General features: G+C 47.8%; 15 protein-coding genes. 11 read left to right on the top strand and 4 right to left on the bottom strand.

Features of this window, described 5'->3' with window-relative positions:
- Positions 1-8: 8 nt before the first annotated feature.
- The 9 genes from DPQ25_RS10925 (at position 9) to DPQ25_RS10885 (ending at position 8,873) form a co-directional block, all read left to right on the top strand.
- Positions 9-1,343 (top strand): plasmid recombination protein, encoded by a 1,335-nt coding sequence (locus DPQ25_RS10925; protein WP_112333217.1) that lies wholly within the window; start codon positions 9-11, stop codon positions 1,341-1,343.
- Between the two features lie 147 nt (positions 1,344-1,490).
- Positions 1,491-1,790: a hypothetical protein gene (locus DPQ25_RS10920; protein ID WP_112333279.1), complete on the top strand. Its 300-nt coding sequence runs from the start codon at positions 1,491-1,493 to the stop codon at positions 1,788-1,790.
- A gap of 162 nt (positions 1,791-1,952) precedes the next feature.
- Positions 1,953-3,104, top strand: coding sequence for a DNA (cytosine-5-)-methyltransferase (gene dcm, locus DPQ25_RS10915; RefSeq protein ID WP_112333216.1), 1,152 nt, complete (start codon positions 1,953-1,955; stop codon positions 3,102-3,104).
- A gap of 1 nt (position 3,105) precedes the next feature.
- A complete protein-coding gene (locus DPQ25_RS10910) occupies positions 3,106-4,284 on the top strand; it encodes a type II restriction endonuclease (RefSeq protein ID WP_242978309.1) in 1,179 nt (392 codons plus the stop codon).
- Positions 4,284-4,736 (top strand): very short patch repair endonuclease, encoded by a 453-nt coding sequence (locus tag DPQ25_RS10905; protein ID WP_112333215.1) that lies wholly within the window; start codon positions 4,284-4,286, stop codon positions 4,734-4,736. The genes DPQ25_RS10910 and DPQ25_RS10905 overlap by 1 nt, the downstream gene beginning before the upstream one ends.
- 55 nt (positions 4,737-4,791) lie before the next feature.
- Positions 4,792-6,036 (top strand): Shedu immune nuclease family protein, encoded by a 1,245-nt coding sequence (locus DPQ25_RS10900; protein ID WP_112333214.1) that lies wholly within the window; start codon positions 4,792-4,794, stop codon positions 6,034-6,036.
- Positions 6,037-6,202: 166 nt separating this feature from the next.
- Positions 6,203-7,945, top strand: a complete 1,743-nt coding sequence (locus tag DPQ25_RS10895) for an AIPR family protein (protein ID WP_112333213.1) — start codon at positions 6,203-6,205, stop codon at positions 7,943-7,945.
- A 327-nt stretch (positions 7,946-8,272) separates the two neighbouring features.
- On the top strand, positions 8,273-8,455 hold the full coding sequence (locus DPQ25_RS10890) for a hypothetical protein (RefSeq protein WP_242978315.1): 183 nt from the start codon (positions 8,273-8,275) through the stop codon (positions 8,453-8,455).
- Positions 8,456-8,597: 142 nt separating this feature from the next.
- Positions 8,598-8,873: a hypothetical protein gene (locus tag DPQ25_RS10885; RefSeq protein ID WP_112333211.1), complete on the top strand. Its 276-nt coding sequence runs from the start codon at positions 8,598-8,600 to the stop codon at positions 8,871-8,873.
- A 67-nt stretch (positions 8,874-8,940) separates the two neighbouring features.
- Here DPQ25_RS10885 and DPQ25_RS10880 read toward each other — a convergent pair whose 3' ends face one another.
- On the bottom strand, positions 8,941-10,035 hold the full coding sequence (locus DPQ25_RS10880; RefSeq protein ID WP_242978307.1) for a uroporphyrinogen decarboxylase family protein: 1,095 nt from the start codon (positions 10,033-10,035) through the stop codon (positions 8,941-8,943).
- A gap of 141 nt (positions 10,036-10,176) precedes the next feature.
- Between DPQ25_RS10880 and DPQ25_RS10875 the strand changes: the two genes are divergently transcribed.
- Positions 10,177-11,070 carry a helix-turn-helix transcriptional regulator gene (locus tag DPQ25_RS10875; protein ID WP_207657310.1) on the top strand — a complete coding sequence of 298 codons (894 nt, stop codon included), beginning with the start codon at positions 10,177-10,179 and terminating at the stop codon, positions 11,068-11,070.
- 63 nt (positions 11,071-11,133) lie between these two features.
- Here DPQ25_RS10875 and DPQ25_RS15260 read toward each other — a convergent pair whose 3' ends face one another.
- Positions 11,134-12,450: a Cof-type HAD-IIB family hydrolase gene (locus DPQ25_RS15260; protein ID WP_112333209.1), complete on the bottom strand. Its 1,317-nt coding sequence runs from the start codon at positions 12,448-12,450 to the stop codon at positions 11,134-11,136.
- A 229-nt stretch (positions 12,451-12,679) separates the two neighbouring features.
- Here DPQ25_RS15260 and DPQ25_RS10865 point away from each other — a divergent pair, with 229 nt between their 5' ends.
- Entirely contained in the window at positions 12,680-13,720 is a 1,041-nt protein-coding gene (locus tag DPQ25_RS10865) for a DmpA family aminopeptidase (RefSeq protein WP_112333208.1), read from the top strand.
- Positions 13,721-13,841: 121 nt separating this feature from the next.
- Here DPQ25_RS10865 and DPQ25_RS10860 read toward each other — a convergent pair whose 3' ends face one another.
- Both DPQ25_RS10860 and DPQ25_RS10855 read right to left on the bottom strand, forming a co-directional pair.
- On the bottom strand, positions 13,842-14,636 hold the full coding sequence (locus DPQ25_RS10860) for a class I SAM-dependent methyltransferase (protein ID WP_112333207.1): 795 nt from the start codon (positions 14,634-14,636) through the stop codon (positions 13,842-13,844).
- A 194-nt stretch (positions 14,637-14,830) separates the two neighbouring features.
- Entirely contained in the window at positions 14,831-17,644 is a 2,814-nt protein-coding gene (locus DPQ25_RS10855; RefSeq protein ID WP_112333206.1) for a glycoside hydrolase family 71/99 protein, read from the bottom strand.
- Positions 17,645-17,687 lie beyond the last annotated feature (43 nt).

Below are 17,687 nucleotides of genomic sequence, written 5' to 3'. Positions count from 1 at the left end.
GGAGTTCTATGGCAAGAGGCGACGGTATCCATCGTACCAGCGCAAGAAATATGAGACTGACCACACCCAAACTGAAAAACGCCCAGCAACATAACGAGCGTGAAAAAGAATCGTATGTCAACCAGGATATCATCCCGGAACGTTCCCATCTAAACGTCCACTTCAAGAAACCGGACGGCGGCTATCTGGAACAGTTTGAACAGATGGAGGCGGACGGGATGATCTCCACACGGGGCATCAAAGAGGACGCTTTCCGCTACGGCGAGCTGATCTTCGATGTAAATTCCGCCTATTTCTTCAACCACGGCGGATATGATTTCGCAAAACAATTTTACCACGACGCATATCAAGCTGCAATCAAAATCGTAGGCGGCGAACAGTACATTCTATCGGCGGTCATGCACGCCGACGAGCGCAACCGGGCCATGTCCGAGGCACTGGGGCAGGATGTGTACCACTACCACCTCCATGTGGTCTATGTACCGGCGGTGGAGAAGCAAATCCGCTGGTCCAAACGCTGCAAGGACAAGTCGTTGGTGGGCAAGGTAAAAGAAACGGTCATGCAGGTCAGCATGAGCAAGAAGTGGGCGTCCAAGCCAGTTCTGGATGAAGTCACCGGCGAACCGCTGAAAACGGCGAAGGGCAAGCCTGTTCTTAAAAAATCGTACAGCGTGTTGCAGGACGATTTCTTCCAATATATGCGTGAGGCCGGGTACGTGGATGTGGAGCGCGGTGAGCGCGGCAGCTCCGAGGAGCATCTGACGGTGACGCAGTTTAAGGTGGAAAGAGAACAGGCGCGGCTGGCGGAGCTGCAAACAGAAAAATCGGAGGTTCAGGCGGAGATCGGCCAGCTTCGGACAGATAAGGTCGAAGCCGAGAAGGCGGCCAAAGAAGCGCAGACGGAACTTCGCCTATTAGCGCCTAAACTAAAACACATGGAGAAATTGGCGGCCGAGTATTCCTCCGACCCGGAGGACCTGCTACCGCTCCCCGATCGTATGGAGTCCGCCAAATCCTACCGGGAGAAAAAGTCCAAGCCGCTGTTGGAGAAGATTGTCAAGGTGGTGCGCTCTGTTTACCGCGCTTATCTGGATGTCTGCCAGAAATTTGAGCTGTTGCAACGCAAATATGATACGGAGGTTCCGTATCTGAAAAAGCAGTTGGCCGAGGTCAAGGGCGAAAATGAAGAATTGCAGGAGACCGCCAGAGATTATGACCGGCTGTGCCGGGCTTATGGGTCGGAGCGCGTAGCCGAAACGGTAGCCGCTGTCAAGCGGCAGGAACAGGCGGAAAAAGAGCAAAAACGCAGTCAAAAACGTCGGTATGACCGGGATGCTCGGTAATCCCGTGTAGACCTGAGAAAAAAGGATTTTTGCAGATAGAAGCAACCAAACTGAATCATGGTATCGTTAAGAGGCTTTCTATCCGAAAATCCACTTACTTTTTCCGGTGTAGAGCCGGAGAAAATTTATGAAAAATACGGAGGTTATATGAGAACAGGTCTTTCCAAGAAGCAAAAGACAACCAGCGTCTTTTTTGACGAGGCAAGCCCCATCATCGAGGTGTGTACCTACAACACTTCCCTCAAAAAGAGGTTAAGTGAGTATGCGGCAAAGTACCCGGCCGAGTGCCGGTTGGTGGATGACGATGAAAATGGATGCCTTACATTTGAGATCAGAAAGGGGCGGTTCAGTTTCAAGCTGAACGCCCCATATAGCGCAGAGCGCCGGAAATCGGCCAGTGAGCTGGCAAAGAAGAATATCCAGAACTTGCAGCAAGGCAAGAATTGATTAAACGCCGCCCGTAGGGAGAATGACTCCCTACGGGCGGTCCTTTTATTACTCTGGGAATTATCTGGTGTATTACGTTTCCCAGAATACTTGAAAAAGACTTGCATTCATGCTATAATGGGAAACAATAGATACCACTATATTCCCGCCGGAGGTTTTGATATGGCCAAGCAGGTACACATTCGTGTTGATGATGCAATATATGAAGAATTAAGTGAATATTCTGCACTCAGTGGACAGTCAATGCAGGACTGCCTGTCTGTTGCTATCAGACAATTGCTCATAAAAAACAAAGTGGAAACTCCCTGCAAAGAGTACAGTTATACCTTTATTGACCTGTTTGCGGGTATTGGCGGTATGCGTATAGCATTTGAACGCGCCGGCGGTCACTGTGTATATTCCAATGAATGGAATAAATACAGCCAGGAAACATATTTCGCCAATTTTGGGGAGCAGCCCGATGGAGACATTACCAAAGTAAATGCTGCCGATATACCTGACCATGATATTCTTGTAGCAGGTTTCCCCTGTCAGCCGTTTTCTATCGCGGGTGTATCCAAGAAGCAGAGTTTGGGTCGGGCGACAGGTTTTGAGGACAAAACACAGGGAACTCTGTTTTTTGATGTATGCAGGATTTTGAAGGCAAAGCGGCCAAAAGCCTTTATGCTTGAGAATGTAAAAAATCTATGCAGCCACGATAAAGGCCGCACATTCAAGGTGATTCAGGAATCTCTTGCTGAGCTTAACTATAAAATATTTTTCCGTATTCTGGATGGAAAAAACTATGTTCCTCAGCACCGAGAGCGTATTGTGATTATTGGATTTGACATGGAGCGATATGGCAAGGATGTTGAGTTTGATTTCGATCTGCCCCTGCCTGAAAAAGCTCCTGTAATAAGAGACATTCTTGAACCCGATGTAAGTGACAAGTATACTCTCTCTGATAAACTGTGGGCGTATCTTCAGAATTATGCTGCCAAGCATAAGGCTGCAGGTAACGGATTCGGGTATGGAATTGCACCGCTTGACGGTATCAGCCGCACCATCAGTGCCAGATATTATAAAGACGGGTCTGAAATTCTGATCGCGCAGGAGGGTAAAAATCCCAGAAGGCTAACACCAAGAGAATGTGCCCGTCTCCAAGGCTTCCCGGACAGCTTCAAAATTCCCGTCTCGGATACCCAGGCGTATAAACAGTTCGGCAATTCTGTTGTCGTACCTTTAATGGCTGAGGTTGCAAAGCTTGTCGTAAAAAAACTGGAAGAAATGGATTCTGCCATGAATTCTCATAAAGTTGAAGGGATGGTGGGTTAAAATGATGGAAGGATACGCAATTCAGGCAATACAGGCAGTTCTGAGTAGTCAAATGGCTTACTGCAAATTTCTTTCGGCAAATGATACCGGCTTAACTGGAGGACATCAGGCAGGAATCTATATTTCGAAGCCATCAATCCCCATTCTCTTTGATGAACCGGGCATTAAAGGAGCAAACAAGGAAAAATGGGTAAAAGTTAAGTGGCAGGATGATATTGAAACAGATACTCGTTTTATTTACTACGGTCAGGGCACACGAAACGAATATCGAATTACGAATTTTGGACGAGGTTTTCCTTTCCTGCGGCCAGAGTATACGGGCGCTCTTTTTGTATTTACAAAATGTGATGCCGAGGACTATCAGGCATTTGTACTGAACTCTGAAGAAGACATCGACCAGTTCCTTGATGCGTTCGGTATCAGTCCGACAGAAACAAACCGACTGATCGATGCTGGACAGGTACAGGATGAAACTCAGGAACGGATTGCTATTCAGGAATTCATTGCAGGATTGACAGTAGATTTCCCAATTTCGGAGGATATGTCCGCAGCAGCCCGTGACATACAGAATCGTGTATATGATCATCTTGAATATATCCGCACAAATCCTGACCGCAAGATCATCGACTGGACAAATACAGAGTATGCACTTTTTCGTGCAATCGAACACGCCCGATACGGAGATGCAATTGCGCGTGGATTTGCATCCGTAGACGAATTTATCACGATGGCCAATATGGTTCTGAACCGCAGGAAAAGTCGAGCAGGAAAGAGCTTGGAACATCATCTGTCTGCAATTTTTGACGGCAATGAAATTATATACACCGCACAGGCTGTTACAGAGGGCAACAAGAAACCGGACTTTATCTTCCCGTCGCAGGCATCGTATCATGACATGACCTTCCCGACAGACAAGCTAATCTCTCTGGCTGCCAAAACGACCTGCAAGGATCGCTGGCGTCAGATTATCAACGAAGCCGATCGTTTGCGCGACAGACCCAAATATCTCTGTACGCTTCAGCAGGGAATTTCCCCGGCACAGATGGATGAAATGCAAAGTGAGAATGTTATTCTTGTTGTTCCAAGACAATACATTACGACCTATCCTGCAGATCGACAGGATAGAATATGGACGCTTTCAAAGTTCGTTTCCTATGTACGCGAGGTCGAAGGACTCTGATGGCGGATATCGTTTCTCCAGAAAAGCGCAGTCAGAATATGTCTGCGATACGATCAAAAAACACGAAGCCTGAAGTGTATCTGCGAAAGCTGCTGTTTGCACAGGGATATCGTTACCGGATTGCAGACAAGTCTGTTCCAGGCCATCCTGATATTTTTCTGCGTAAATACAATACTGCGGTTTTCGTCAATGGCTGCTTCTGGCATCGTCACTCAGGTTGCAAATATGCATATATGCCAAAGAGCCGCGTGGACTTTTGGCAGAAGAAGTTTGATGACAATGTCCGAAGGGATGCTGCAGTGAAAGCGGAATTGCTGGAGCGTGGCATTAAGTGTCTGATTGTATGGGAATGTACTATTAAGCAGATGATGAAAAATCCAGGAATAGAAAAAACAATTATACAACGGTGTGTGGATTTTTTATATTCAACTAATCTCTGGATGGAGTTGTGAGTCTGTTTTAGAAGATTTGAGCTTCACGGCAGTTGGCAAAGATAGGAGGTTGAAAATGAGAATAGATTTGCGGACGCCAGAAGTCCACGATATGACCGATGATACTGTTGAGCTTGTTTCTACATCTTCTGTCACCGCCACTGCTTCCCCAATCGTTTTAAATCAAACAGATATGCTCAGGTTCAAATTTTTGCCAACACTGGTCAAAAACGAAAAAGAACCTCACAAATCTGTATCAGGGAAGCTTCTTTACGAAAAGAAGCGTAAAAGTGGAGATGCTTTTCCGAGTGATGGTAATGCTTCTGCTGAAAGAGTATCACGAGGCTCAGTTAAGGTTGGAGACTGGATGGAGTTTCAGCTTGATACCAGTGAAACTTATGAGCTATATATTGGATTAAAGCGGCTTTACGACCTGTTTGATGATGTGGGTGAAATTCCATATGGTTCAGCAACCTTTACGAGAGTAGACAGTAGTTTTCGGCAATTTCTCTCAATTATTCAAAATGATCCCTCCGCAGCACGAATGATTGGAAATGAGGAAAACTATGACCTTGTCAAAATTTTGCTTCGTCTTATTACTCAGACGAGTTCACTTGAGTCTTTGAAAAGAAGCCTTTCTGAGTTACAAGATGAGAACTTGCAGCATTTGACAGCGTCTCTGAACATTGAAAAGCTCAAACGAATTGCAGTGCTTATGGAGAGCAACCTTGATAATGATAATGAGGAATTTTGGCAAACTACAGTGTTCAAAGAGAATCAATGGGTCTTGGCACAGATATTTGCATGTCCATGTACTATTTTTGCAGATAAAGCTTATGTTGGGGGTAAAGGCATTAACAATAGCGGTGGAAATTTGTGTGACTTCATTTATCAAAATAGGCTATCTCAAAATGTCGCACTGATTGAAATAAAAACTCCCTGTACAGATATTATTGGAAATTCATATCGGGGAACCTTTAGCTTCAGCTATGAACTGAGCGGAGCCATTAATCAAGTGCTGAACTACAGAGATAAAATCACAAAAGAATATTACTCTCTGTGCCATCAAGGAAATGAATCATTTGAAGTATTGTCTCCGAAATGTGTTGTGATTATTGGGAAAATGTCATCAATGACCACTAATCAGATTGCCGCTTTTGAAAATTTCCGCAATAGCCTAAACAATATATTGGTATTGACCTTTGATGAACTTTACCAGCACATTATCGATCTGATCACAATTCTTGCAGAGGATAATTCTTCTCAGCAAGTTGAGACAGAGCATATGGTGCAAGAGTATTCGGAGGAACTACCTTTTTAGTGTTTAGTTGATAGCACAGAACTGATAGTTTTTTGATAGCAGAATTTCGGATAGACTGTAGGATAAGGATAATCTGTATCAAATAAAACCACAACGAATGAAATCCTCTATACAAAAAAGTTTAGAAATGGATTTAACTCGGCGAGTGGGAGTGAGCTTATACAAAATGTTCGCTAAGATTTTATCAGACATCAATCAGCCCTATTATAAAGAGAACTTTCCCAATGACGGTCAACGCTTTGTTGCGTGGTATCTTCGTAATATTCATAACCTTGATACCCACGAGACAAAAGACTGTATCACAGACGGTGCAGGGGACAAGCAGATCGATGCTGTTTATATCGACAACCAGTCGAGTACAGTCTTTATTATACAGGGAAAATTTTATGGCGGGGATACGATAGACGCAGAACCTCTCCGGGAAGTTCTTTCTTCGTGGATTCAAATACAGGACTTGGCGAGGCTTCAAGATGGCGCAAATCAAAAGCTGAAAATAAAGGTCAATGAAATAGCAACCGCACTTGAGGACGACTATGAAGTATGTTTTGAACTGATTACGACATCTGCATTGACAAATTCTGCACAGCACGATCTTGAGATATTCCAAAGAGAGCTGGCAGACGATGAAACCTTTGCGGCCAATCTTGTAGTCGTTGATAACGAGACGCTTAAATTCAAGTATGATGAGGCGTTGAACAGGAATCGCCCCTATATCAATCATGAGTTTCAGCTTGAAGAAGGAAAGTATATGGAATTGATGATTGATGGAACGAAAGCTGTTATTGCAGCGCTTTCTTTAAGAGATTGTGTGAAGATTCCAGGAATCAAAGATGGCAGCTTGTTCAGGAAAAATGTTCGCCAGTCACTGGGAGCGGGCAACAAAGTTAATAAGGGAATCGCCAGAACGATTAAGAATAATGCTGGAGATTTTTTCTTTCTGCATAATGGAATCACGGCGATATGTTCGCATTTATCCATTCATGATGGGATTCTTTCCGCAAAGGAGCTTAATGTTGTAAACGGTTGTCAATCACTTAGCACAATTTTTGGCTGTAGTGAATCGGCAAAAAAGGCAGACAATGCCTACATAATGTTTCGCTTTTATGAAATCAGTGATACGGAGAGAGCGGATAATATTAGCACTTCGACAAACAGTCAAAGTGCGGTAAAGGCTCGAGATTTACGAAGCAATGATAAAGCGGTATTAGCGTTGAAAAAAGCATATGAGCAATTCTATACAGATGGCTACTTCGTAACCAAGCGGGGGGAGAAAGTAGATACGGTCAGATATAATACGGCCCATATCGTTAATTTGACGGATTTGGGCAAACAGCTCATTGCGTGGCACTCACAGCGTCCCAACCTTTCTTATGGTGAAACAAAAATATTCGATAAATACTTTGATCAGCTATTTCGCCGTGAGTATTCGCCGGAAAATGTGCAGGCGTTGAATGTTATGTTTAGCACACTGTATGCAAAATGGGATAAAGACAATCCTATGGGGTTGAATGAAACCCTGCTTGCGATGAAGGCCTATGCGCCGTATCACCAGCTGTATGCGATCTCGGTAATTATTTGTGAAATAAACAAAATGAATGATTCTGTGCCCAGCCCGTCTGCGGTATTACAAAAACTAAAAGCGGCTGACTTGTTGGATACCGTGGTCGAAACTGCTGGAATTTGCTTGAATATGGCTTTAGAAGCGGCCTCTTCAGAAGCTTTGGATAACGGAAAGATGTTTGTGCCGCAAAACTGGATTAAGTCAAAAACTTCTTTGAAAGACCTTAGAATGTCAATTAAGCAATACCTGGCCTCATTGAGAATTTCATCAAAACAATTTCTAAACCAACTAAATACTGCTTTAGAAATGAGCAAAGAAGATTTTAGTTCAAGATGGACAGCGGATTGATGTCCGGTTGTGGCAACGCTATAGCAGCAAAAATTCAGATAGCCCATGATGTCTGGATAATGAGAAGAATCAGAATAATGTTTTACAAATACTCCAAACAAAACAGTTTAGGATTGCTTCGTGGGGAGCGAGTGGGAATAAGTAATAAACCCCGGAAATACGCTGTTTAAGCGCATTTCCGGGGTTTTACTAATTAGCGGGCGCATTTTAAGCGTCTGTGATATTGGATGATTATAATTCTGAAAAATTTTTTCAAAAAATGGAAAACACCTATTGACTTATGGAGGCCTTTAATGATAGTATTAGGGAGGCCCTAAATTGGAGGTGATGATTCTGGGTACAAAAAAACTGGGGCGTCCAACGGATAATCCAAAGCCGTACCGCATGACCCTTAAGTATGATGAAGAGTGTAAGCAGATATTAGAAGAATACTGCAAACAAGAAAACGTCAATAAAATGGAAGCAGGCCGGCGTGGGATTAAGAAGTTAAAAGATGACCTCAAAAAATGAAAGGAAGTGGCTCAACACTCCACAAAAGTTCCAGCCACTTCCAGTACGGCAACTGTCTGAAAGACAATTACAGCGTAAATATTATACCATACGCTGTGGCTGCTTTCAAGGGTTGTACGATTTTTGAAAGGAAAATAAAGCTATGCGTACAAAGGAAGAGTTTGAGTTTATCATGGACCAGCTGCTGGAGGAGGCGGTAAAGTCGTTTAAGAGCACAAGGCAATATGCCCTGCTACAGGAAAAGATGGAGCAGATGGAACAGGATTGCGAGGCGATGTTCCAGACGGATGAAAAAGCGTTTGCGCTTGAATGCTTTGACTTTATCAGGTCTGCGGACGGGCAGGAGGAGTCCCATGTTTATCGCCAGGCCTTTCGGGATTGCGTTTTGGTTTTGAAATGGATGGGGGTTCTGGCCTGAAGCGCCGGTTGAGCATATACGGGCCCCGTAGAAAGACATCCCCCAAGCGCCTTGCTTGGGGGATGTCTTAACGGTAAATACCGTAGCGGTGTGCCGCTTGATACATAGCAAGGGCATTTTCGGTCGGCGTATTATCCTGAATGGCATGGGTTGGTGAGAAATGATAGCCGTAGCCGTCCATCATGATTTCCAGGGTTTCGCGGCAGACTGCCTCCGTTGCCTGGGCGGTTCCGTAGGCCAGCGGGCCGGCGGTGGAGATACAGCCGTGGAAGGAGAGCCGTCCGCCGAAGTGCTCTTTCAGGTAGGCGGGGGCCATATTGACAGCCTCGGGCTGGAGCGTATCAACCGCGTTGATGCCCATTTCAATAAAATCCTCATAGGCCCAGCTTGAGCTGCCGCAGGTATGAATCATTACCGGGAGGCCGTAGGCCTTGCCCAGGTCGATGTAGCGCTGGTGAATGGGGCGAAAGACCTTTCTGTACAGTTCCAGGCTGATCATCGGCGCGATCTGGCTGCCCAGATCCTCGCCTATCCACAAAAAGGAAATGTCCTTGGCGTGCTTGTCGAGAATACGCTCAATTACACCAATCTCCATGTCATTGCGCCTATGAATATAATGCAGGGTGGGCTCGTGCTCCGTATATAGATTGACCAGCGTGTCCTCCATACCCATGACGCGCCCGGTGGCATTGATGATGTCGCAGGTGCCGGCATTGCCGACGTAGAGGGCATAGCCGCGATATTTTTCCACTGCGGCATCGGCAACGCTGAAGTCAAAGTCATCGGGAGAGGGTACAGGAAAGTTCTCAATTTTTTCGTCGTCCGCTTCCTGCAGGGGAAAATCACAAAAATCCCAGTAACCGCCTGTTTCGTGCTCTACCCAACGCATGTTGCAGCCATAGACCGGGTCGGTCATGCGGTTGGGCAGCGCGGGGAAAAGGTTCGGCCCAATATAGGGCGCCGAAATGGCCCGGTAATCCACGCCGAGCGCGCAGAGCAGCTCGTCGCCGTCCTTGGCGCCGACTGCTTCCATCAAGCGTTGGTTAATGGCGGCGTTAGCCATATAGTCTATGGGGACGCGGTCTGTTTTCTCCATTGCGAAGGTTCTTTCAACCCGTTCGCGGCTGCTCATGGTTTCATGAGCCTTTTCGATCATTGCCATCCTAAAACTCCTCCTCTGGATTGAATTGGCTATTGAACTTTTCCGACACATGTTGTACATTCATATTAGCACGTAAATGAAGTATTTTCGCTGGATAATTAAAACAAAAATTAGGACTTTCCGAACCGAAGGAGCGTCATGATGAATCCGATATTCCACCAGGTGCTGTCTCTGGACGAAATCGATCCGCGCGTCAATTATATGAATATTATTCAGTGCGAGCCCAACGGTGTTTATGGCCCGCGCATGATTTATGACTACCATTTTATGTATGTCATGCGGGGAAAGGGGGAGATCGAAATCAACGGGACGGCTTATCATGCCGGTGAGGGAGACCTTTTTTTTAATGAACCCGGTGTGGTGCATAACATTTTACCAGACCCGTCCGATCCCTTCTTACTCAATGGGCTGCACTTTACTTTTTTGCCGCATGAAAAGCTGCCCTATCCAATTGGCCCCCTGGAGGTGTCGCTCTTCCGCCGGGAGCAAATTGTGGAAAGGGTATCGTTCAAGGACTTTAGCGGGTTCCCAAACCATATTGACTGCCGTGAGGACGTACAGGTCGGAGAGAAGCTGCTGGCAGTCACTAGGGAATACGAGGAACAGAAGCGCTACTGTAAAACGCGGATCGACGGGCTTTTGAAGGCCTGGCTTGCCTATGTAGCGCAATTGGTTGAAGTTGGCGGAAAGGCACAGCCTGAGGCGAGGACAAAGCAATCGCTGCGGGGTGTCATAGACTTTATTCATGCGCATTATAATGAACCGTTGACCTATGAGATGTTGGGGCAGCAGTTTTCCTTTCATCCCAACTATATCAACCGCATGCTTCGCGCCTGGTCTGGCTATTCGTTACACCAATACGTCCTCAATTTGCGCATGAAAAAGGCGTTGGATATGCTGGTTTATACCTCGGTCCCGCTGGGCAATATCGCCGCGCTGGTGGGCTATGAGGATGTCAGCTATTTTACCCGGATTTTTAAAAAGAAAATGGGCTGTACCCCCGGTCAGGTTCGGAAAAACACGATCCCCTGGTAAAAGCAGGCCGCCCGCGTATAAATTTTTTATAATTTATACGCGGGCGGCTTTTATAACCCGGGGTTACGGCAGCAGAAATAAATCGTTCAGCAGGGTTCGCCCGGTCTCTGTTTGAAAGATATGCTCGCAGGCGGATTGAATTTGCTCAGTAGACATTGAACTTTCCCAGGCGTTAACCAGGAAATCGGCCTCGAGTAAAATTTGATAATCCATCCCGTCTATGCCGCTGTAGGTATGGTGGTGGGCAATCAGGTAACAGACCCGCTCAATGACGGGCTCCGGGTAACGAAGGCGCCGGAGTATTTCACGTGCGGGTGCGGGTCCTTCCTTTTCCTGGTAAGAGCCCGCGCAGGAGTTATACTTCTCTAAAGCAGGCTTAATGCCAATGTCATGGAGAATGGCCGCTGTTTCCAGGATGAATTGCGTGGTATCCTCCAGATATTCGCCTTCACCGATGGTCTTGGCGTAGGCATAAACCTTCATAAAATGGTTGATACGCTGTGCGTCATGGCGGTCAAAGGCGGCTGCGGCAGCGATAAGCGGGGTATTGCTGCGCTGAGTGGCCGGGCGCCGCAGGACATAGCGCTCAATGGCGTGGGCAACACCATCCTGTTCGTTGCTCAACGTTTGAAAACGGGCGGTTCGCCGGGCAAGGGGACTGGCATTTCGCATGGCGAACGACCACCCTGCGGCCTCCAGCATGGCCAGGTCGTTGTCACTGTCGCCAATTGCCATGGCGTCCTCCAGGGGAATATCCAGGAACCGGCAGAGATGTTTCAAGGCATCGCCTTTGGTTGCGGTTGCGGAATTAATTTCTATACTGGTATCAAAAACAATGAACGATATCCCACGGATTGCTTCCAGCCCACTCAGAATAGCGGCGCGGTTGGCGGGGTCAATACAAACCAGATTAATTTTTTCAATACATTTTCCTTCCATCGCAGCGGCAAGGTTGTCGACAGGCGTCAGGTGGTCTAATATAACTTGATTTAGCTTTTCGCCGCTGGCGCGGAGAATGTCGAGGTGCCCGCTCTGAATCAGGGGCTTTCCGCCATAGTAAACCTCGGGAACCGCCTTGCAGGCCGTCAGCAGCCGTAGCAGCTGACGGGAGGGCTCTTCCGAGATGGCATTGTGGTAAATAGTTTCTCCGGTGTGAATGTTCACTACGGAAGCCCCGTTGGAGGTCAATGCGTAGTTGATTCCTCGCAACTGCCGGAAGGCCCGCGGAAGAATAGAGAGAACCCGCCCGCTTGCGGGTACAACCTCGATTCCCTGGTCAATGGCAGCCTGCACTGTTTTCAGCGTGCGCGGTGTGATGGTGGTATGGTCGTTTAACAGGACCGTCCCGTCCATATCTAACGCGATCAGTTTTATATTCATCCAGCTTGCCCCTTTCTTAAACCGGCGATACAGTTGTTTATTATTAGTATAAAGAAAAAAAGAAGAGCCATTATGCTGTTAAAGAATTATCATTTTTCTTTGAGCAGAGAGACAAGATTAAGTACGTTTACGCTAAATATTTGTCTATTTCTTTATTTGCCTTTTGCAAATAGATGCGTTATGATAAAGAAGGCACGGACGGTGCTCAGATGTTAAAAGGAGGAGTTGTATGGGGTGTTCATACCAATTTGACCATTGCTTTCAAAAAGGAAAGCGGAATTTGATTACAGACGTTCCCGGTGTGCGGGTGGGGCATAAAACGCTGGCGCACGGCGAGGTGCAGACGGGCGTTACAGCGATATTGCCCCATGGGGGCAATATGTTCCGTGAAAAGGTCATGGCTGCGGTCCATGTCATCAATGGTTTTGGCAAAAGCGTTGGAACCGTGCAGGTTGAGGAGCTGGGCACACTGGAAACCCCTATCCTTTTGACCAATACGCATAGTGTGGGGACGGTTGCCGCTGCTCTGACCCGCTATATGCAGCAGCAGAATCCGCAGATTGGGCGGGAAGCCAGCACGGTAAACCCCGTGGTGATGGAGTGCAACGATGGCTTTTTAAATGATATCCGCGGCATGCATGTGACAGAGCAGGATGCGCAGGACGCCATTGAGGATGCACGGGAGCAGTTTGAAGAGGGGGCAGTCGGCGCAGGCCGGGGTATGAGCTGCTACCATATCAAGGGAGGCATAGGTTCTTCGTCCCGCATTTTAACGCTCGATGGGCATGATTACACCATTGGAGCGTTGGTGCTCTCAAACTTTGGAAGGCTGGAGGATATGATTCTGGCAGGGAAGCCTATAGGCCGAAAATTGGCAGAGGCGGCGGCTCAGGAAGAAGAGCGGGACAAGGGCTCTATTATTGTAGTGTTGGCGACCGACGTTCCCATGATAGACCGTCAGGTTAAACGGATGTGCAAGCGTGCGGTCGTTGGTATTACCCGCACGGGCGGTTATACGGGGCACGGCAGCGGCGAAATTGCCATTGGTTTTACAACAGCGAACCGGATCCCACATTTTAATACGGCGCAGACCTTTGATGTGCGTATGCTGGCGGAGGATGAGATGGAGAATGTTTTTCGCGCCGCAGCCAGTGCGGTAGAGGAGGCCATCATCAGCTCCATGCTGCATGCGCCTGCGCTGATTGGGCGGGACGGCCACTACCGGGCCAGTCTGAGCGAGCTGCTGAAGAAAATCGGGGAAAAGGGATAAAATAAAGTACCGGAGTTATGCCAGACAGGCGGCTCCGGTACTTTATTTGTAAATGCTCCAACCACGGCGGCTTTTTGCCAAAAGCATGCTTGGCGGGGCAATGGATTTCTTTGCAGTTACCCTATTTAATGCCTACACGCATGCGGTAGCAAAAACCAATCATAAATTCGCGGTTATTAAAAATTGCTTGTATTTTCTTTTCAAATAACTCGATGTCTGCTTCGATCAGGCTGGGCTGTGTCTTTAAGATGGTTTGTAATCCGCCTTGGCTGAGCGCAAGGCCAATGAACCTGTTGGCATCGCCCTTTTCTTGGTTTAAAAAGACGATTTCCCGGCAATAGCGAAAATAGCCGCTGTTTTTTATATTGGATAAGTGTTCGTTTTTATCCCAGCGGCGAAAGCTCTCCTTTATACGTGCATGCTCACTTTCAATGTGATGGACCTTTGACATGAGTTCGCAGTATGCGCTTTCAGCACGCCAATCGCAGACCGGCGGCCAGTCGCAGTCAATGGTGGCGAACACGCCGCCCGGCTTTAAAATACGATTTACCTCCGCGAGGGTTGACTGGGGCTCCATCCAATGAAAGGACTGTGAACAGACGACAATATCGGCGGTATCTTCCGGTAACGTGGTGTGGTCCGAAAACGCCTGGATAAACGAAATATTTTCCGCTTCCTTATGCCTGGCGGTTGCCAGCATATCATCGCTTGGTTCAATGCCGATTATGCGTTCGCTTTTGTCCTTCCAGACAATGGTCGACAGCCCTGTTCCGCAGCCTAAGTCGACAGTGGTACTGGGCTTTTTACCGAAGTAATCAACGAGTATGCCGCAGGCTGCTGCCGGGACGGAGGGGCGAACATTTTCATAAAGGCCCGCAAACCCCAGAAACCTGCTCGCATTGATTTTATCGTTCATATCGATTCACCACCTGAGCTTTATCTTATCATACACAAGGGTGAAAGACAAGCCGGAGTTTTAAAATATAAGAGGCCCGCTCCATCGTTCCGGCAGCCTCTACTGAGGCCGCGCAGGAACAGGAAGCGGGCTCCGTTTTCTCAGGTTTTTAGCGCTTTTACCGCTTGCTTTAGCCGGTTGGACATAAGGGCCTGTCAGCCTATTTCGCTGAATACATAGTTCATGCGTCCATAGGGAGCGACATCCCCGTCCTCATAGAAGGTCCAAATATCCAGTTCTTCCTGGTAATTGTCCGCCCATTTGAACTGTATGTTAATTGTGCTGGAAGCAAGGCCCAGAGAGCTGCGCGGGACGGCAAGCATCAGCTTGTTGCCTTCCGCCTTCATATCTACGGCTGCGGCCTTTGTCCAGCCCGTGCCGTTGTATTTTTCCAAAACGGCCTTGCCGTTTTCGGGAGCGACCCGGTTCAGCACATAATCATAGCCCTTCCAGTTTTTGTTTTGGCTGTTGCCGGTGTTAATGAACAGAGTCATCCAGTGATTGCCGACGGGGGCTGTTAAATTGCTGACGGTATCCACATAGAAGTAAAGCTTATCGGAATCCCGGGCAACCTTCATGTTTTGAATATCATTCCGGCCTGTTGTATTGACATAGGAGATATTGCCAAAGCCTTTGGTATTGCGGCTGCCGATATCATTGACATAATCCTGGTATTGGGCCGTGACTTTGGGGCTATCCCACTGGGCGAAGCTGCCGCTGATGTCAATGGTATAATTTTCGCCGGCATCCACACCGGGGTCCGTTCCCTTATAGCGCCGGATGTAATCGATCATCTGCATATAATAGTTGTCTCCATGGCCGCCCTTCATGGGTTCGGCGTCCCGGCTGGTATTTTGGTCGGCGCAGTCGACAAAGACAATCGGCTGGCCAGCGGCGCCAGGCTGGCGCTGAGCAACCCACTCATTCCAGCCGGTAATAAAGATCATTTCAGGATCCTGTTCTAGTGCATATTCCCACTGTTCGGCGAAGTTATAGCCCATGTTGACGGCGCCGTTTGAGAGGTCGTTGGCGCCATTATGCCAGCTTCTGGAGTGGTCGTTGCCGCCGTACCAAGCTGTGCTGCTGAAGCGGATGGTATTACAATGCTGGGCAATAGAGACATTCATGACTTCATGGCGTCCATATTTCCCATAGACGGCGTTGCCGGTAAACATCCGGTCAAATTCCATCCATGGGTATCCATCCGCCTTGTAGCCCTCGTTGGGCCACTGGGCCTCCTTGATGCGGAAAAAATTGCGAGCTTCGTTGGAGAGCGCCGAGTCACTTGAGTTTCCAATAATCATCGGCTTGCTTTCCCAGCGGAACCAAAGATGAGCGTATTCCGGATGCGCCTTGTAAATTTCATTGTAAATACGATTCATAGTATCGCCTGAGGAGGAATTGGTATAAAACGCTACCTGCGGAACATCCCAGCCATCCCCGGCATACTCGTCCAGAATCGCCATCAGCTTCAGGGCCTGGGACGTATAGGTGAACGCGTTGGTAGTGTCAAAGACCAGGTAGTCTACATCTGCGTCGGTCAGCATCTGAACATGCTTGCGCATGACCCATTCATCATCGGAGGTGTAATAGCCGAAGAGCGGCTCTCCCCAGAAGTGATGAGCGCCTACCGGTCCGCCGCCCAGCTCCATCCATTTAGCCTCGGAGGTGAGGGCATTCCGGTTGGCTGCGACGATTTTGCTGTTATCATAGGGGCCGCCGTCGCCATGCTGCCCTTGCCACAGGAAGTAAAATAGGCCGACATAACGGTCTTTTTTGGTGTTGCCGGCGGTATCGTTCATCGGCAGTTCCCTCCCGAGGTCATCGATTGCCGCAGTGGAGCCGTTGACTGCCGAATGCGTCTGCTTCGGGAGTGTCTGGTAGGCCTCGGCATCAGCCCGCGTTTTAAAAAGCGCCATATATTTTAGGTCGTAGGTGTCGCCCTTAACGCTGGGCCCCTTTATGGGGTTCAAACGGAACATGTCAATTTTTCCGGTAAATTCCGGGTTTGTAATTTTTACAATCTGTTCATGCCATTGGCCATCGTTTTGAATGCTGAAATTTTGACTGCGGCTCTCTGCCAGGTTGGAGCCATCGTGAGACCAGAATAGGCGGGCAAAGTTCCCGCTGCTGGTTGTCCGGTAACACAGCTTGACAAAGCGGTAGGTGGAGTCGAACTGTTGATTAGCCGGCAGATTTGCGACAAAGAAGGGGTCCTCCGCAGACTGGCTGGTGAAGCGCCAGTAACCCTCCGGTGTGTACTGGTAGGTCATATTATCCGAGTAGTACAGGCCGGTGCCGGAGCTCGCAGAGGGCTTCATAATCGACGAGTCGGTAAAATCATAGTAGATGGGGGCATGGCTGAGCTGGTAGGCTTCTGCCTCCTGCCGGGTTTTAAAAAGCGCGATATATTGCAGGTCGTAGGTTTGATTTTTTACATTTCCACCTTTAAAGGGGTTCAAGCGGAAAATATCAATATTCCCGGTATATTCCGGATTGGATATCTCGATAATCTGTTCATGCCATTGCCCGTCATTCAGAATATTGAAATTTTGGCTGCGGCTTTCACCCAAGTCGGAGCCGTCATGAGACCAAAGAATCCTGCCGTAGGTGCCGGTGCTTTCTGTACGATAACGAATTTTAACATATTTGTAGGCTGCGCTGAACTGTCTGTTTTGGGGCAGTAACGCAACAAGCCATGGATCTTCCGCCGACTGGCTGGTAAGGCGCCAGTAGCCATCGTCCATGTAGGTATAGGTCATATTATCCTCTGTGCTGTAAAACAGGCCCGTATCCCATTTGGGTGGAAATTTCATCATGCCGTTTTCTGTGAAATCGAATAAAACATAATCGGTTGACTGCGCGGCAGCCTCCACACCCTGAGGCGCTGAAAGGGGAACCGTTCCGAGCACGAACGCCAGGAAAACAAAGAGTGAAACAAATTGACTAATTTTCTTTACCCTTTTCATAAAAGTTCCTCCAATTTTCCGCTGTTAAAACAGCTGTTAAGCA

The sequence above is a fragment of the Hydrogeniiclostridium mannosilyticum genome, from assembly GCF_003268275.1.
GTDB classification, from domain to species: Bacteria; Bacillota; Clostridia; order Oscillospirales; family Acutalibacteraceae; genus Hydrogeniiclostridium; species Hydrogeniiclostridium mannosilyticum.
This window is presented reverse-complemented; position numbering and strand designations above follow the sequence as displayed.

Coding starts and splice junctions, on each gene's coding strand:
- DPQ25_RS10895 (WP_112333213.1), top strand. CDS start 6,203: ATGTTCGCTAAGATTTTATCAGACATCAATCAGCCCTATTATAAAGAG.
- DPQ25_RS10865 (WP_112333208.1), top strand. CDS start 12,680: ATGGGGTGTTCATACCAATTTGACCATTGCTTTCAAAAAGGAAAGCGG.
- DPQ25_RS15260 (WP_112333209.1), bottom strand. CDS start 12,450: ATGAATATAAAACTGATCGCGTTAGATATGGACGGGACGGTCCTGTTA.
- DPQ25_RS10920 (WP_112333279.1), top strand. CDS start 1,491: ATGAGAACAGGTCTTTCCAAGAAGCAAAAGACAACCAGCGTCTTTTTT.
- DPQ25_RS10855 (WP_112333206.1), bottom strand. CDS start 17,644: ATGAAAAGGGTAAAGAAAATTAGTCAATTTGTTTCACTCTTTGTTTTC.
- dcm (WP_112333216.1), top strand. CDS start 1,953: ATGGCCAAGCAGGTACACATTCGTGTTGATGATGCAATATATGAAGAA.
- DPQ25_RS10905 (WP_112333215.1), top strand. CDS start 4,284: ATGGCGGATATCGTTTCTCCAGAAAAGCGCAGTCAGAATATGTCTGCG.
- DPQ25_RS10875 (WP_207657310.1), top strand. CDS start 10,177: ATGAATCCGATATTCCACCAGGTGCTGTCTCTGGACGAAATCGATCCG.
- DPQ25_RS10910 (WP_242978309.1), top strand. CDS start 3,106: ATGATGGAAGGATACGCAATTCAGGCAATACAGGCAGTTCTGAGTAGT.
- DPQ25_RS10890 (WP_242978315.1), top strand. CDS start 8,273: ATGATTCTGGGTACAAAAAAACTGGGGCGTCCAACGGATAATCCAAAG.
- DPQ25_RS10880 (WP_242978307.1), bottom strand. CDS start 10,035: ATGGCAATGATCGAAAAGGCTCATGAAACCATGAGCAGCCGCGAACGG.
- DPQ25_RS10860 (WP_112333207.1), bottom strand. CDS start 14,636: ATGAACGATAAAATCAATGCGAGCAGGTTTCTGGGGTTTGCGGGCCTT.
- DPQ25_RS10925 (WP_112333217.1), top strand. CDS start 9: ATGGCAAGAGGCGACGGTATCCATCGTACCAGCGCAAGAAATATGAGA.
- DPQ25_RS10885 (WP_112333211.1), top strand. CDS start 8,598: ATGCGTACAAAGGAAGAGTTTGAGTTTATCATGGACCAGCTGCTGGAG.
- DPQ25_RS10900 (WP_112333214.1), top strand. CDS start 4,792: ATGAGAATAGATTTGCGGACGCCAGAAGTCCACGATATGACCGATGAT.